Genomic DNA, 16,047 nt, shown 5'->3' on the forward strand with positions numbered 1-16,047 from the left:
TCGCGGCATTGGCCGTCTGTTTGTCGAGCTGGAACGAATCGTATGTTAAGTAATGTCCTGGCCAAATTACTGATCGTCGACGACCTGCCGGAAAACCTTCTGGCGCTCGATGCATTGATCAGGCGTGAAGACCGTATCGTCTACAAAGCCCTGTCCGCCGACGAAGCCTTGTCGCTGTTGCTGCAGCATGAATTCGCCATGGCCATTCTCGATGTGCAGATGCCCGGCATGAACGGCTTCGAGCTGGCCGAGTTGATGCGCGGCACGGAAAAAACCAAAAACATCCCGATTGTGTTCGTCAGTGCGGCCGGCCGCGAGCTTAATTACGCGTTCAAGGGCTATGAAAGCGGGGCGGTAGATTTCTTGCACAAGCCGCTGGACGTTCATGCGGTCAAGAGCAAGGTCAATGTCTTTGTCGACCTGTATCGCCAGAGCAAAGCGATGAAGCATCAGGTCGAAGCGCTGGAGCAAAGTCGCCGGGAGCAGGAGGCGCTGCTCAAACAGTTGCAGAACACCCAGAATGAGCTGGAGCAGGCGGTGCGCATGCGTGATGACTTCATGTCTATCGTGGCTCATGAAGTCCGTACGCCGCTCAATGGCCTGATTCTTGAGACCCAGTTGCGTAAAATGCACCTGGCCCGGAATAACGCTGCAGCATTCACGCTGGACAAGATGCACGCCATGGTCGACCGCGACGAGCGGCAGATCAAAAGCCTGATCCGCCTGATCGAAGACATGCTCGATGTGTCGCGGATCCGCACCGGCAAGCTGTCGATCCGCCCCAGTCGGTTTGACCTTGTGCAACTGGTGAACAATCTTCTACAAAACTTTGCCCCGCAGGTCGAGGCCGCGCAATCGTCGGTCATCTTGACGGCCGAGCAGCCGGTGATGGGCCAGTGGGACGAATTCCGTATCGAACAAGTGGTCTCCAACTTGCTGACCAATGCGCTGCGTTATGGCGCCAAGAGCCTGATCGACGTACGCGTGTACAATCAGGACGGGCAAGCGTGGGTTGAGGTTCAGGATCGCGGTATCGGGATCAGTGAAGAGGATCAGCAGCGCATTTTTCAGCAGTTCGAACGGGCTTGCGCCAAGACCGTTGTAGCGGGACTGGGCCTTGGGTTATTTATTTCGGAGCAGATTGTCGCCGCCCACGGTGGCTCCATCACTGTCGAGAGCCGGATTGGCGAAGGCGCCTTGTTTCGCGTTTGTCTGCCGCTGCAGGAAAACAGCCCGATAAACGCAACCTCTGAGTGACCGCACGGTCGTATCAGCAGCTATTTGACCGAACAAAGGCTTTCCATGAGTGAAGATGCACAAGATGTGGTACTGATCGTCGAGGATGACCCTTCGATCTTGATGGTGCTGTCTGCTTACTTGTCGGGTGAGGGTTACCGGGTGCTGCAAGCCGAAAACGGCGAGCAGGCCTTTGAAATTCTGGCGAGCAAACCGCATCTGGACATGATGATCACCGACTTCCGCTTACCGGGGGGAATCACTGGCGTGCAGATCGCCGAACCTGCCGTGAAGCTGCGACCGGAGCTCAAGGTCATCTTCATCAGCGGCTACCCGCAGGAAATTCGCGAGACCGACAGCCCGATCACCCGCAAAGCGCCGATCCTGGGCAAGCCGTTCGATCTGGATGTTTTGCAACAGATCATGCAGGACATGTTGTCCTGACTCCGTGCGCCGGTGGTGTGCCAGCGCACGGGGAATCACGACGTCGACGCTGCTACTTCACCTGATCCGCAGCGCTGTAGATGAACTGCGCATTGGTAGAGGCGGTTGTCGGCAAGATGATTTTGATGATGGGCATCACCCGACCTCCGGTCTTGTTATAGAAGTCCTGCTGGTCATGCTGCGCTCCGGCCAGGCCGCCGTCGAGGTAGAAGAACGCTTCGATGGGCAGCTCATTGGGAATGTTTTGCGGCCAGGTCGCCAAAATCAATTCGATGTAATCATGAGCACCAGCAAAGAAATTACCCAGCTGATGTGCTCGAATCGTTTGATAGAAAGAATCGGCCCCCAGGTTATTCATTGAGTCGCGCACATCGAAACTGCAAAGGTTCCAGGCGTTCGTACTACGGTTTGCCAGCCACTGCTCGGCGGTGGTGACGCCGATGGTCTGGCAGCGACGACTGCGGTCGGTGGAGTAGGGGTGCGCCCCGCAGCCCGGCGCCAGTCTCAATTGGGTTGCGCCATCCAGCGGGTAAGAACACAGCACTTCGATCTGCCGCGTACCCGCCGGTTTTGCCAGCACCGGGTAGAAGATAAAGCCGTTTTTCTGTCCGAATACCAAGCCGGTGAATTTGGCGTCCTTACTTAAGTACGAAAAAGACACGCCGCCACTTTTTTGTGAGTGCGGGCTGGGGTTCCAGCTTGAATAAGCAGTCGAAGCGATGGTAGACCTCAGCATGACCCCGCGACAGAGAAAGGCGGGCATCGAGGGTTTGCCGCAATCACGGCGAACATCGTTGTAGCGACTGGTCAGATTTGCGGCAACGCTGACGCCATTCTGCGCTGCACTCGACGTGGTGCTGGCAATGCCGGTTTCAGCTTGCATGAGCCCCATGGGGGCTTGCTCGACCGGAGCCGGTTGTTGTTCTTTCTGGCCTTGCTGCTGATCGCGAACCTGACAGCCCGCCAAAACAACCATCAACATAAGCGCAGTTATTTTTTTCATTGCTTGTCCTCCCCTTGAAGGTTGACCCGCTCAAGGCAGGCGAGCGCAGGCGGCCCTCCAACGGGTACGCTGCGTACTTCAGAAGGGATTTAAACCTCAAGGAATTGCTGTGAATAGCTGTCAGAGTTGACAGGTGACAACCTTTACGCTGGCGTATAGCGTGGTCGATTGATCGACGCGCAATTGCGTTTTTTGAGCGGTCTACCAGCCATTGCGCTCAGGCGCAGCGAAATTTGACGACTGCCTAAAGCCCTTGCTGCAGCGCCGGATCGTCGGGGTTTAGCTGCTCCAGCTGTGCCAACAGAATCTGTACGTTCTGCAACTGACCGCTTTCCTTCCAATAGTTGATCAAGAGCACACGCGCCTTGCGATTGGCCGGGTGGCGCTGGACGATTTCCTGCAGCTGGTTCTGCGCCGCTTCCAGCTCTTGCTCGCCATGCAGCGTGGTGGCCAGGTCGTAGCGGTAATCCTTGTTGTCCGGTTCAAGCTCCACGGCTTTGGACAACCCGAGCAGGGCGAACTCACTTTGACCGTGATGCAGCAACCAAAGCCCCAGGGCATGTTGCAGGTAGGCCGAATCGGGCTGCGCCTTTAATTGCTTGGCCAACAATTGCCTGGCCGCATCGCTTTGGCCCTGTTTATCCAGCACTTCGATCTGCATCACCAATGCCGGCAGGTTGCCGGGCGCCAGTTGTAACGTGCGCTCCAAGGCCTGCTGCGCGTCCTTCAACTCGGCATTGTGCAAGTGCAGGCGCGCCAGTTGGTATTGGGTTTCGGCGCTTTGCGGTTGACGCTTGAGGAGCTGCTCCCAGGCATCGATGGCTTGCTCCAGGGCGCCGAAGTACAACCCCAATTCATCCGGTGTCAGACCCAATAAGGCATTGACCGCCGCAAACCGGACGTTGGGGTCGCTGTCATCGAGTAAGGGTCCCAGCAACAGACTGCGCTGTCCACCGGGCACCAGCCCGCTGATGCTTTTGATCGCCGCGATGCGCACATCCGCCGAGGGGTGTTGCAGGTCTGCATCGGCCAGTTTCAGGGCTTGCGGGCTTGGGTAGTTGGGCAGTTCGGCATGCAGCCAGACACGGCGCTTGGCTGACAGGTCAGGGCGACCCAATTGCTGATAAAGCACCCGCGCCGCCCCCGGTTGACCTGCACGAGCCTGAGCCAGCGCTTCGCTGTAGCCATGCTTGATCGCCGCCGGCACCACAGGCGTCGTGCTGCGCAGGAAAAACCAGGCGAGGGCGAGGGCAAACAATACGCAAACGCTGATGAGCAAGTAGCGGCGGGACTGAGGCATGCAGGAATCCGGGGTGGCAGGTTTTTGCAAGGTCATCAGCTTCGGTCAGGCCGGGCTGTGAGTCAAACCAGGAGTGAGGTTTTCGCGATTCGAGCCTTGGATCAGGAAAACTGCCCATTCCTGATACCCCCCAATCCCTGTGGGAGCGAGCCTGCTCGCGATGACGGACTGACATTCAATAGGTGTGTTGACTGAATGACTGCTATCGCGAGCAGGCTCGCTCCCACAGGGTTTTGGTGACTTCGGCACGGTGCACAGACAAAAAAAGCCCCGCGACCGAATGAGGCGCGGGGCAAAAGAATTGGTTGGTTGCGGCCAACCAAAGGAGCTCTTTGAAACGTTACTTGCTGGCGACCGTCTCTGGTTGCCAGCCGCCGCCAAGGGCTTTGTAGATCGCGACAATGCCGCGATACAAATCGACTTCGGCCTGGGCCTGGGTGTCTTCGGCTGCGAGGCGCTCACGCTGGGCATCGAGCAGCACGAGGAAGTCCACGGTGCCTTCGCGGTAGCGAATGTCGGCCAGGTCCGCAGCGGCGCGGCTGGATTCGCTTTGACGAATCAGCGAGATCAGGCGCTGCTGACGTTTGCCGTAATCGCTGAAGGCGTTTTCCGACTCTTCCAGTGCCAGCAGCACTTGCTGCTCGTAGGTCGCCAGGGCGCCTTCGGCTTCGGCATCGGCACCGCGCAAACGGGCGCGCACGCTGCCCAGGTCGAATGCCGCCCAGGTAATGCTTGGGCCCAGTGCCCAGGCATTAGCTGCCGAGGAACCGATCTGCGATCCGCGCCCGGCGGTGAAACCGAGGAAGCCGCTGAGGCTGACCCGTGGGAACAAATCAGCCTTGGCCACGCCGATGCGAGCGGTGGCGGCCGCCAGTTGGCGTTCGGCGCTACGGATGTCCGGACGCCGTTGCAGCAGCTCGCCCGGATCACCGATGGGCAGGGCCTTGGCGATGGCTGGCAAGTCTTTTGGACTCAGGTCGACGGTCAGCTTGTCCGGACGTTCACCCAGCAGGGTGGCGATGCGGTTGCGCTGACGCACCTGTTCGGCCTGCAGTTGCGGTACGCTGGCTTCGACAGAGGCCAGGCGCGCATCGGCGCGAACCACGTCCAGCTGATCGCCGACACCGGCATCACGCAGGCTTTCGGTAATCTTGCGCGATTCCTGCTGGTTGTTCAGGTTGGCCAGGGCGATCTTTTCCCGCAGCTGTGCGCCGCGCAGTTGGCCATAGGCGTCCACCAGTTCGGCAATCATGGTGACTTGCAGTTGGTAAAGATCGGCTTCGGCGGCCTGCTGTTCAGCGTCGCTGGATTCCAGGTTGCGCTGGATACGACCGAACAAGTCCAGTTCCCAGGCCATGTCCAGGCCCAGGTCATAGCGTTCACTGCTGACCCGGTCGGTGGTCTGGCCGGGAATCTGCCCCTTGGCCAGATCACTGCTCGCGCGGCTGGTGATGGTCGGCATGGCGTCATTGCTGGCGTCATCGCGAATCGCCCGGGCGGCTTTCCAGCGAGCGAAGGCCACGCGCAAATCACGGTTGCCTTGCAAGGATTGGGTCACCAACTGGTTGAGGGTCGGATCGTCGAACTGCTGCCACCAGATGCCTTCGAAACGGGCGCGGTCGAAGTTCTTCTGACCGGCGCTGCCATCGGTGGCGGCCGTGATGTTGGCCGCCTCCGTGGTTGGGGTTTTGTAGTCCGGGCCGACGGCGCAGGCACTCAAGGCCAGCACCAGAAGGCTCGGCAGGAAGGCTTTCAGGCTCATTGTTGCGCCTCCAGTTGCTTTTCCAATTTCAGCGCCTTGGCCGCTTTGCGCGCTTCACCGCGCTCCACAAAGTTACGAATCAGTACGTAGAACACCGGCGTCAGCAACAGACCGAAGAAGGTCACCCCGAGCATCCCGGAGAACACCGCCACACCCATGGCATGACGCATTTCGGCACCGGCACCGCTGGAGAAGACCAGAGGCACCACACCCATGATGAACGCGAAGGAGGTCATCAGGATTGGCCGCAGACGCAGACGGCAAGCTTCCAGCACCGCTGCCAGCGGGCCGAGGCCTTCTTCCTGTTTATCTTTGGCAAACTCAACGATCAGAATCGCGTTCTTACAGGCAAGTCCCACCAGTACGATCAAACCGATCTGGGTGAAGATGTTGTTGTCGCCGCCCGAGGCAATCACACCGGTGATGGCCGACAGCAGGGTCATCGGTACGATCAGGATCACCGCCAGTGGCAGGCTCCAGCTTTCGTATTGAGCCGCGAGCACCAGGAACGCCAGCAGTACGCAGAGCGGGAACACGAACAGCGCTGTGTTGCCGGACAGAATCTGCTGGTAGGTCAGGTCGGTCCACTCGTAGGTCATGCCGTTGGGCAATTCGTCCTTGAGCAGTTTCTCGATAGCTTTCTCGGCCTGGCCGGAGCTGTAGCCGGGGGCTGCCGCACCGTTGATTTCAGCGGTGATGAAGCCGTTGTAGTGCATCACACGGTCCGGCCCCGAGGTGTCGCTGACCTTGATGAAGGTCGCCAGCGGAATCATCTCGCCCCGGTTGTTACGCACTTTCAACTGACCGATCTGGTCCGATTCGAGGCGGAACTGCTGCTCAGCCTGAACGTTGACCTGATAGGTGCGACCGAAGCGGTTGAAGTCGTTGGCATACAGCGAACCCAGGTAGATCTGCAGGGTGTCGAAGATGTCGCTGACGGCCACGCCGTGGGTCTTGGCTTTTTCCCGGTCAATGGCAGCATCGACCTGCGGCACGTTCACGGTGTAGCTGGTGAACAGGCCTGCCAGCTCCGGAACGCTGTGGCTTTTAGCGATGATGTTCATGGTTTCTTTGTACAGCTCGTCATAGCCCAGGTTGCCCCGGTCTTCGATCTGCAGGCGGAAACCGCCAATGGTGCCCAGGCCTTGTACCGGCGGCGGCGGGAAGATGGCCATGTAGGCTTCCTGAATCCCGGCATACTGGCCGTTCAATGCACCGGCAATCGCACCGGCGGACATGCTCGGATCCTTGCGCTCGTCGAACGGTTTCAGGGTGACGAAGACGATGCCAGCGTTAGGGCTGTTGGTGAAACCGTTGATCGACAGACCCGGGAAGGCCACGGCGCTTTCCACACCTGGCTGTTTCAGGGCCAGGTCGGACATGCGCTTGATCACGTCTTCGGTACGGTCCAGGCTCGCGGCATCCGGCAGTTGCGCGAAGGCCACCAGGTATTGCTTGTCCTGGCCGGGTACGAAACCGGTCGGCGTGTTAGAGAACCCGAAGAACGTCAGCACCATCAGGCCGGCGTACACCAGCAAGGCGATACCGCTGCTGCGGATAACCCGGCCCACGGTGCCGACATAACCATGGCTGGCTTTGTCAAAGAAGCGGTTGAACGGACGGAATAACCAGCCACCGAAGATCTTGTCCAGAACCTTGGAGAAGCGGTCTTTCGGCGCGTCATGGCTCTTGAGCAATACGGCGGCCAGCGCCGGCGACAAAGTCAGCGAGTTGAAGGCCGAGATCACGGTCGAAATCGCAATCGTCAGGGCGAACTGTTTATAGAACTGCCCGGTCAAGCCGGAGATGAACGCGGCCGGGATAAACACCGCGCACAGCACCAGCGCTGTCGCAATGATCGGACCGGTCACTTCGCGCATCGCACGCTTGGTGGCTTCTACAGGGGTTAATCCGAGCCCGATGTTTCGCTCGACGTTTTCCACCACCACAATCGCATCGTCGACCACGATACCGATGGCCAGTACCAGCCCGAACAGCGACAGGGCGTTCAACGAGAAACCGAACAGGTGCATCACGGCAAACGTACCGATCAGCGAAACCGGCACCGCCACCAACGGGATGATCGAGGCACGCCAGGTTTGCAGGAACAGGATCACTACGAGTACCACGAGGATCAGCGCTTCGAAGAGGGTGTGAACCACCGCCTCGATGGAGCCGCGCACGAAGATCGTCGGGTCATAGACGATGCTGAAGTCCATGCCTTCCGGGAAGTTCTTCTTCAGCTCGGCCATTTTCTCCCGGACGTCGTTGGAGATCTGGATCGCGTTGGAGCCTGGGCGCTGGAAGATCGGGATCGCCACCGCCGGCTGGTTGTTCAGCAAGGAACGCAGGGCGTATTGGCTGGAGCCGAGTTCGACGCGAGCTATGTCTTTCAGGCGAGTGATTTCACCATTCTCACCGGAGCGAATAATGATGTTCTCGAACTCTTCCTCGGAAACCAGACGACCTTGGGTGTTGACCGACAACTGGAACGCGGTGGCATTCGGCGCAGGCGGAGCGCCCAGGGCACCGGCCGCCACTTGACGGTTCTGTTCACGAATCGCGGTGACCACATCGGTCGCGGTCAGGTTGCGCGAAGCGGTCTTGTTCGGATCGAGCCACACCCGCAGCGAGTAATCGCCCATACCGAACAGCTGCACATCACCGACACCGCCCAGACGCGCCAGCTCATCCTTGATGTTGAGCAAGGCGTAGTTGGACAGGTAGAGCATGTCGTAGCGTTTGTCCGGCGAGGTCAAGTGCACAACCATGGTCAGGTCGGGCGAAGCTTTGTCGACGGTGATACCGATACGCGTCACTTCCTCGGGAAGCTTGGGTTCGGTCCGGGTCACGCGGTTCTGCACCTGTACCTGCGCGTTGTCCAGGTCGGTGCCCAGGGCGAAGGTGATGGTCAGCGTGATCTTACCGTCAGCGGTGGACTGTGAGGACATGTACAGCATGTTCTCGACGCCGGTGATGGCTTGCTCCAACGGAGCGGCCACGGTTTCACCGATGACTTTAGGGTTGGCGCCCGGGAAGTTGGCACGGACCACAACGGTCGGCGGCACGACTTCAGGATATTCGCTGATCGGCAACTGGAACAGCGAGATGGCGCCGGCGATCAGGATCAGCAGCGACAGTACCGCTGCGAAGATCGGCCGTGAAATGAAGAATTGGGAAAAATTCATCGGAGTAGTTGTCCCTTAACCGCGTGGAGTGGCAGCAGCCACTTTCACAACCGTACCCGGCGCGACCTTGGCAGGTGCGACTTGGGGCAGGTTGCTGGCTTCCAGCGCTTGTCGTTGTTGAGCCAGCGCCGCGAGGGTTTCCTGGCTGGCCATCGGGATCACTTCAGGGGTGACCGGTGAACCAGGGCGAACCCGTTGCAAGCCCTTGACGATGATGGTGTCGTCTTTGTTCAGGCCGCTGCGCACGATGCGCAGACCTTCGATCTTCGGACCCAGTTCGACGGGGCGGTAAGCCGTTTTGTTGTCGGCATCCATCACCAGCACGAACTTTTTACCCAGGTCGGTACCGACCGCTTCGTCGTTGATCAACACCGCGGAATAAGTGCCGCTGCCCACCAGTTTCAGGCGTGCATAAAGCCCCGGGGTGTAGGTGCCGTCGCTGTTGTCGAACACCGCACGACCGCGGATGGTGCCGGTCTTCGGGTTGACCTGGTTGTCGACGAAGTTCATCTGGCCCTGGTGCGGGTTGCCGTCTTCATTGGACAGGCCGAGGTAAACCGGCGTGGTTGCGCCGCGTTGCCCCTGGCGGGCGAGCTGGGTGTATTTAAGGAAGACACGCTCGTCGGCGTCGAAGTAGGCGTAGACCTTGTCGGTGGACACCACGCTGGTCAGCGCTGTGGTATCGGCGGTCACCAGGTTGCCGGCGGTGATTTCCGCACGGCTGACACGGCCGCTGATAGGCGCAGTGACGCGGGTGAAGCTCAGGTTCAGTTTGGCCAGGTCCAGTTGCGCCTGGAGCGCGCCGACGGCGGCGCGGGCTTCTTGAGCCGCGCTGGTGCGCGAGTCGGCGAGTTCGGCGGAAATCGCGTTGCTGGTGCGCAGACGTTCGCCGCGCTGGGATTCGTTTTCACTGCGGGTGGCGGTGGCGCGAGCCTGGGCAACCAGGGCTTCGAGGCGGCGGACCTCAGCCTGGAAGGGGCGCGGATCGATCTGGAACAGCAGGTCGCCTTTCTTGACCAGCGCGCCTTCGGTGAAGGCCACATCATCGATCTGGCCGGAAACCCGTGGACGAATCTCTACCGTTTCCGGCGCTTCAAGGCGCCCGGTGAATTCATCCCACTCGTTGACCGGTTGTTCCAGCACCTTGGCCACGCTGACTTTGGCCGCGGGCATCGTGGCGGCAGCGTCCGGGGTCTTGCCGCAAGCGCTCATCACCAGCACGGCCAACAGGGCCAAGGGGAAGCGCAAATGTTTGAGTGACTGTTCCATGGATGCATCCGCCAATGTATTGAGATGGACGGATGATGCTTGGTGGGGTTGTATGGCACGAATCGAATGAAGCGAAGGTAACTATCATTCGGAATGATATAAGTTCATTGCTAGCCCTCTAGCATGCACCTTCCGTTGGCGGGCTTTCAAATGAAATGATGACAATTCAGTGTTGCACGGAGTGTAAGGGATTGGCATCAAACGCGTCGTGGCCATCGCGAGCAGGCTTCCACACATGGACCGGCGGCGTACACAAATCCCCATACAAGGAGCCGTAAGTTGCGCAAGTAGGCCATGGACCCTGTCCCATTTCCTGAATGTTCAGGACTAAAGTTCGCGCACTTTCCCCACAAAAGACCTGATGACAGCAGAACCGACTATCCTTTCGGATAGTGAACGCTGCACTCTTGGCAAAAAGGGACGCCATGCCAGACTATGAACGCGCCATCAGCTCCAGACCCGGCATCACATGCGGTGATCGAACCTGTCTGATCAGGCTCTGGTTACTCAGGCCCTGGCTACTCGCTTCAATTACGGTTTGCTGTCTTTTTACGGCAACTCCCGGATACGCTGTCGAAAACGCCACGGTTACGGTGATTCAAGCGCAGGAAATCGTTTCCAGGGCCACCCTTGAAGCCGTTCGCTGGAGCGGCCCTGAATCCGGCCCGCGCGCCCTGCGGGGCAAGAACATCGCCCTTGTCGCAGAAGATTTGCGTAACGGAGGAATTGTCGGTGTCGCGCAGGGCGCTCGCGAGGCAGCCAAGGCGATGGGCTGGACGCTGAAGATATTCGATGGCGCCGGATCATCGGCCGGGCGCGCAAAGGCCTTTTCCGATGCCCTGGCAGCGAAACCCGACGGCCTCATTCTGTGCGGCTCCGATGCCCTTGAGAACAATGCGGCGCTGATCCTCTTCGCCAACAGGGATGTGCCGGTGGTTGGCTGGCACGCCGGGGCACGCCCCGGGCCGATTGACGGCACGCCGGTGGCCATGAACGTCACGACCGATCCGCTCGAAGTGGCTCGCCTCACGGCCATGGCGGCAGTGGCGCAGTCAAACGGACGCGCCGGCGTGGTCATCCTGACCGACTCCAAATACAGCATTGCCATGGCGAAAGCCAAGGCCATGGAAAACGTCATTCGGGCCTGTCGGGAATGTACGTTGCTGGAAATGCGCGATGTCGCGATCTCCGAAAGTGGCGAGAAGATGCCGGTGATCACCAAGGAGCTGCTTCAGCGCTATGGCAAGCGCTGGACCCACACGCTGGCTATCAACGATATCTATTTCGACTACTCGATTGCCTCATTGACCAGCGCCGCAATACCCAGTGACGGCATCAGTCTGTTGTCTGCCGGTGATGGCAGCGCTTCGGCTTTCTTGCGCATACAGGCAAAAACCTACCAGACCGTTACCGTGGCCGAGCCGCTCAATCTGCATGGCTGGCAAGTGATGGATGAATTGAACCGGCTGTTTGCAGGTCAGCCGGTGAGCGGCTTCGTAGCGCCGATTCACCTGGTCAATGCCGACAATATCGCCTTCGACGGCGGGAAGAAATTCCAGTACGACCCTGACAATGGCTATCGAGACATCTATCGCCACCAATGGAATCCCTGACATTGGACGTTACTTCCCGGCTCGGACGCCGGCTATTGCCGCAATCGCTACGCGCACAGTTCACACTGGCGTTTCTGACGCTGGCGCTGCTGATCCTGGCGAGTGGTGCAACGGCGGTCTACGCCTTGCGCACGTCAAACAACGCCACCCGCCAGTTGACGGAAGAACGACTGGTCCGCATGCAAAATGGGCAAGACATGCTGCAGCGTACCTTGCTGATCGAACGCCAGACCGATCAGCTTCTGACAACCCGCTCCCCCGACACCCTGCGTTCAAGCTATGCGGCGACCGTCGAACAGCTTGAAGCCCTTGATCAACTGGTGCAGCAGCTGACTGCCGCGAACAGTGGCGTGGCGATACTCGACATGCATCAGTCGAGTCAGATGTTCCGCAATACCGCCAACATCGTTGCGCAGTTGCGAGAAAGCCTGCTGCAAACCGAGGTCACCTTCAAGCAAACCATGGAGGATCACACCGCCCGGTTAACGGCGACCCAGACCCGGGCCAGCCTGGAACTGGCGGTGTTACTTTTCGATCTGCCGCAGGCTGTCGACAGTGATGCCGTGCAACGGCTGCGGATCCGATATGAGCGCCTGTCACGCACCACAGGCAAGCGACCCGATGCTAATGTGCAGACGCCCGATCTCTTCTCCCTGCGCCTGAGGCTCATCAATCAGCACAACGTCATACAGCACTTCAATGAGGAACTGAAGAACGAGGCCGGGGTTCTGGTCGCGGTGGCCCGTGCGCAATCCAGTGCTTACACCGAAGACTATCGCCAAGCCCTGCAGCGCCTGGTCGAGGACTCAAATCGTAGCCAGCAATGGGTGCTGATCATGTTGGGCGCCAGCCTGGTGTTTGCCTGGTTCGTGACCCGGGTCTTCATGGGTCGTCATGTGCTCGTGCGTCTGAATGAAATAAGCCGGCAATTGCGTCAGGAGCGCACTGACAAGATGCATTTGATGATGGCGGAACATGGGAAGGACGAGATTGGCAACATGGCTCGCGCGGTGAATCAATTCCTCAAAGACCGACTTCAGCTGGAAAAAAGAACGGTCCAATTGAGCATCGCCACAGAACGGCTCGCCTTGCAAAACAGCCGATTAGAGCAAGAAGCCGTCATCCGTGCCGGACAAGGTCATGTCCTGGAGCTGATCGCCAGGAGCACCGAGCTTGCAGAAGTTCTCGACAGCCTGGCTCACTTGGTCGAGTCCCAACTGGAGGGGATGATGGTGTCCATCCTGGTACTGGATGAGGATGGCAAACACCTGCTGCACGGGGCTGCGCCCAGTTTGCCGAAAGCCTATAACCAACTCATTGACGGGATTGCGATCGGTCCGAACGTCGGTTCATGTGGCACCGCGGTGTATCGACGAGAACCGGTCATCGTCACGGATATCGAGCTGGATCCGCTGTGGGAGGAGTACCGTTCAGTCGCCGCGCCCTATGGATTTCGCGCGTGCTGGTCGACGCCGATTCTGTCCCATGAGCGAAAGGTATTGGGTACGTTTGCCTTGTATTCCAGCACCGTACGCAGCCCCAGCTCGACCGAGACGCGACTGATCAACATGGCGACACCGCTTGCCGGCATTGCGATAGAACGCCAACTTACCGAAAAGCGCATTCGCTATATGGGTGACCATGACGCACTGACCGGGCTGCCGAATCGCACACTGCTCGAAGACCGTCTCAAGCAGGCAATACTTTATGCTCAGCGATACAACCGCCTGGTGACGGTGGTGTTTCTCGATCTGGACAAATTCAAACTGGTGAATGACAGCCTTGGGCACAGTGCTGGAGACGAGCTGCTGAAAACCGTCGCCCAACGCATGCTGGAATGTGTACGCCGCACCGACACCGTCGTGCGACTGGGGGGCGACGAGTTTGTGATCATCCTGTTCGACCAGCCCTCAGACCTCGACGGCGTTACTCCCGCCCTGCACAAAATCCAGGAAGCCATCCTGCAACCGATTCAGCTCAGCGGACATACACTCCACGTCACCTGCAGCATGGGGTTGGCTACCTATCCCGCCGACGGCAGCGATACCGAGACGTTGCTCAGCAACGCGGACGCCGCCATGTACCGGGCCAAGGAGCTGGGGCGCAACAGTTACCAGTTCTATACGAGCGAGATGAATAACAAGGATCAGGGCAAGCTCGCCATGCAAGACGGGCTTCGAAACGCACTCAACCATGACGAGTTCCTGCTGCTGTACCAGCCACAGGTGGATTTGCAGTCAGGTCAGATTATCGGCGTGGAGGCACTGATCCGCTGGCAGCACCCCGAGCTCGGCATGGTGTCTCCAATCAAATTCATTCCGCAGGCCGAAGAGACCGGGTTGATCGTGCCCATCGGCGACTGGGTGATTCATGCCGCGTGCAGACAGAACAAGGCCTGGCAGGATGCGGGCTGGCCGCCGATCACCATGTCGGTGAATATTTCAGCACGCCAGTTCATCGAAAGGGACCTGATCGACCGGGTGAGGCATGCCTTGCAAGAAACCGGACTGGACCCGAGGTACCTTGAGCTGGAGCTGACCGAAAGTCTGATCATGCAAGACCTTCAGCAAGCCATCAGCAAGATGAAGGAACTGCAATCAATGGGGATCAGTCTCTCGATCGACGACTTCGGCACCGGCTACTCCAGCCTCGCAGCATTGAAAAGTTTCCCGATCGCGAGACTCAAGATCGACCAGTCTTTCGTGCGCGATCTGCCCGACAACGAGAACGACAAAGCCATCGCCACCGCAGTGATTTCGTTGGGGCACAAACTGAACCTGAAGGTCATTGCCGAAGGTGTCGAAACCGAAGAGCAGCAAACCTTCCTGCGTGAAAACGGCTGCGATGAAATTCAGGGCCATTTTTTCAGCAGCGCGGTCAGCGCAGAGGAAATCAGTCTGTTACTGCGTAAGCCCCGGTTGCCTCAACCGAGCCGCATTGCGAGCCCTGACTCGCTCAGGCGAAAACGCGTTGTAAAACGCCCAAGCAGTCCAATACCCGGGCGTTAATGACGCTGCGTACGGTAAAACGCTTGGCGTGCTTTATGACAGGCTATCCGGATTTCCGAAGAAAATTTCACTAGGGCTCTAGCCGGTCTTTTCAGGCTGGAAGATCGTAAATTTGCCCCCAGTGTTGCCGACTCGTTGAAGGAAAAGCAGGTGACCTTGGTTGCCTTACTCGGATGCACTGGATGATTTTTTCTGAGAAGTCAGACGGAGGGGAGTGTTCAGAATCGTTATGGGTGCTCATGCGCTGTCGGAAATCTTCGATAACATGCGCCCGTTCCGCGAAGAGTTCTTCGATCTGGTCGCAGGACGTCAATGGCCAGGAGCGACTTTGCGTCATCCAAACACCCGCAAATTAAATCTTTCTCATTTCCTCTGCTACTGCCCCCGGTGGGCTTGTGTCATTTCATATCTCTCACCTGCATCCACAGCACCGCATCTTGCGACAAGGGTTTGCCCTTATGGGTTTTCGTTTGGCCGATGTCGAGCGCTGCAATGCCCCACCAGCCGGCCCGGGGCAGGCCGATGGTCACGACGCCCTGGGCGTCCGTGTAGGTGCTCAGGGATTTGAATGAAGCTTGAGGTGCCGTTACATAGTCTTGCTGGCCGAAGGCGTTTTTCTCGATATCGACAGAATGGTTGACGTATTCGATTTCGATCTCGGCAAACGGAACGGGCTTGCCGTCGGCCAGCACCAAGGCTCGGAACACTCCGCCCGTCCAGTTTGCATAAGGCTTGTTCAGTGGCTGGATCTCAACCGGCAATCCTTGTGGTTCTGCCCAGTTGCCGGGTACTCCGCCCACGTTCACGATCAGCTTGGTGAACTGTTGGATGTAGACATCTTCCTCGGTTTCCAGATAGGGCTCGGGTTCGAGTACGAAGATATGGTCACCCAGTGAGCGCACCAACTCGCGTGGAATCGACGCACGATAGGCGGTCGTTCGGTTATCGCGACTCTGCCACTGGACAGGGCGCAAGTATTGGCGCAGATCGATTTTTTCCCCTCCGTGCGAGCTGATGTGACTGAAGGCGCGAGGTTCATCCATGGTCATGGTGGGGCCGCCGGAGAAGGGATGCGTGAACACGAGCGCGAACTCCAGTTTATCCGCGCGCGGCAGCGCCGTTTCCTCGACGTAGAGCATCTGGAAATGGGCCTGTGCAGGGCCTGTCAGGCAGCCTAATGTTACAGCGGCAAGTGCTTGGAGCAGTCGTCGTTGGATTGGCATG

Annotated in this window: 10 protein-coding genes; 4 read left to right on the forward strand and 6 right to left on the reverse strand. The window is 58.7% G+C overall.

What is annotated here, in order from left to right; all coding sequences use genetic code 11:
* The first annotated feature begins 42 nt into the window (after positions 1-42).
* Entirely contained in the window at positions 43-1,257 is a 1,215-nt protein-coding gene (locus tag ACZ89R_RS01770) for a hybrid sensor histidine kinase/response regulator (RefSeq protein ID WP_429546929.1), read from the forward strand.
* Between the two features lie 45 nt (positions 1,258-1,302).
* Complete coding sequence (locus ACZ89R_RS01775) at positions 1,303-1,680, forward strand: response regulator (RefSeq protein ID WP_008069938.1); 378 nt, start codon at positions 1,303-1,305, stop codon at positions 1,678-1,680.
* Between the two features lie 52 nt (positions 1,681-1,732).
* On the opposite strand, the gene ACZ89R_RS01780 is transcribed toward ACZ89R_RS01775, so the two are convergent.
* The 5 genes from ACZ89R_RS01780 to mexE all read right to left on the reverse strand — a co-directional run bounded on the left by ACZ89R_RS01780 (position 1,733) and on the right by mexE (position 10,202).
* Positions 1,733-2,683, reverse strand: a complete 951-nt coding sequence (locus ACZ89R_RS01780; protein WP_429546928.1) for a halovibrin HvnA — start codon at positions 2,681-2,683, stop codon at positions 1,733-1,735.
* Between the two features lie 244 nt (positions 2,684-2,927).
* Positions 2,928-3,983, reverse strand: a complete 1,056-nt coding sequence (locus tag ACZ89R_RS01785) for a tetratricopeptide repeat protein (RefSeq protein ID WP_429546927.1) — start codon at positions 3,981-3,983, stop codon at positions 2,928-2,930.
* A 340-nt stretch (positions 3,984-4,323) separates the two neighbouring features.
* The gene (locus ACZ89R_RS01790) at positions 4,324-5,745 is read right to left on the reverse strand and encodes an efflux transporter outer membrane subunit (protein ID WP_123496923.1); all 1,422 of its coding nucleotides are present in this window, start codon (positions 5,743-5,745) and stop codon (positions 4,324-4,326) included.
* The gene (locus tag ACZ89R_RS01795) at positions 5,742-8,933 is read right to left on the reverse strand and encodes an efflux RND transporter permease subunit (protein ID WP_429546926.1); all 3,192 of its coding nucleotides are present in this window, start codon (positions 8,931-8,933) and stop codon (positions 5,742-5,744) included. Before ACZ89R_RS01795 ends, ACZ89R_RS01790 begins: the two co-directional genes overlap by 4 nt.
* A gap of 15 nt (positions 8,934-8,948) precedes the next feature.
* Positions 8,949-10,202, reverse strand: a complete 1,254-nt coding sequence (gene mexE / locus ACZ89R_RS01800) for a multidrug efflux RND transporter periplasmic adaptor subunit MexE (RefSeq protein WP_007905572.1) — start codon at positions 10,200-10,202, stop codon at positions 8,949-8,951.
* Positions 10,203-10,795: 593 nt separating this feature from the next.
* Here mexE and ACZ89R_RS01805 point away from each other — a divergent pair.
* On the forward strand, positions 10,796-11,815 hold the full coding sequence (locus ACZ89R_RS01805; protein ID WP_429547922.1) for a substrate-binding domain-containing protein: 1,020 nt from the start codon (positions 10,796-10,798) through the stop codon (positions 11,813-11,815).
* Positions 11,803-14,823, forward strand: a complete 3,021-nt coding sequence (locus ACZ89R_RS01810; protein ID WP_429546925.1) for an EAL domain-containing protein — start codon at positions 11,803-11,805, stop codon at positions 14,821-14,823. Before ACZ89R_RS01805 ends, ACZ89R_RS01810 begins: the two co-directional genes overlap by 13 nt.
* 398 nt (positions 14,824-15,221) lie before the next feature.
* Here the strand turns inward: ACZ89R_RS01810 and ACZ89R_RS01815 are convergent, their stop codons facing one another.
* Positions 15,222-16,046 carry a DUF4198 domain-containing protein gene (locus ACZ89R_RS01815; RefSeq protein WP_429546924.1) on the reverse strand — a complete coding sequence of 275 codons (825 nt, stop codon included), beginning with the start codon at positions 16,044-16,046 and terminating at the stop codon, positions 15,222-15,224.
* Position 16,047 lies beyond the last annotated feature (1 nt).

Source organism: Pseudomonas sp. TE3728, assembly GCF_056279145.1.

What these genes read in the sequence shown, in the direction of transcription:
- ACZ89R_RS01770 (WP_429546929.1), top strand. Translation starts at nt 43, where the DNA reads ATGTTAAGTAATGTCCTGGCCAAATTACTGATCGTCGACGACCTGCCG.
- ACZ89R_RS01775 (WP_008069938.1), top strand. Translation starts at nt 1,303, where the DNA reads ATGAGTGAAGATGCACAAGATGTGGTACTGATCGTCGAGGATGACCCT.
- ACZ89R_RS01780 (WP_429546928.1), bottom strand. Translation starts at nt 2,683, where the DNA reads ATGAAAAAAATAACTGCGCTTATGTTGATGGTTGTTTTGGCGGGCTGT.
- ACZ89R_RS01785 (WP_429546927.1), bottom strand. Translation starts at nt 3,983, where the DNA reads ATGCCTCAGTCCCGCCGCTACTTGCTCATCAGCGTTTGCGTATTGTTT.
- ACZ89R_RS01790 (WP_123496923.1), bottom strand. Translation starts at nt 5,745, where the DNA reads ATGAGCCTGAAAGCCTTCCTGCCGAGCCTTCTGGTGCTGGCCTTGAGT.
- ACZ89R_RS01795 (WP_429546926.1), bottom strand. Translation starts at nt 8,933, where the DNA reads ATGAATTTTTCCCAATTCTTCATTTCACGGCCGATCTTCGCAGCGGTA.
- mexE (WP_007905572.1), bottom strand. Translation starts at nt 10,202, where the DNA reads ATGGAACAGTCACTCAAACATTTGCGCTTCCCCTTGGCCCTGTTGGCC.
- ACZ89R_RS01810 (WP_429546925.1), top strand. Translation starts at nt 11,803, where the DNA reads ATGGAATCCCTGACATTGGACGTTACTTCCCGGCTCGGACGCCGGCTA.
- ACZ89R_RS01815 (WP_429546924.1), bottom strand. Translation starts at nt 16,046, where the DNA reads ATGCCAATCCAACGACGACTGCTCCAAGCACTTGCCGCTGTAACATTA.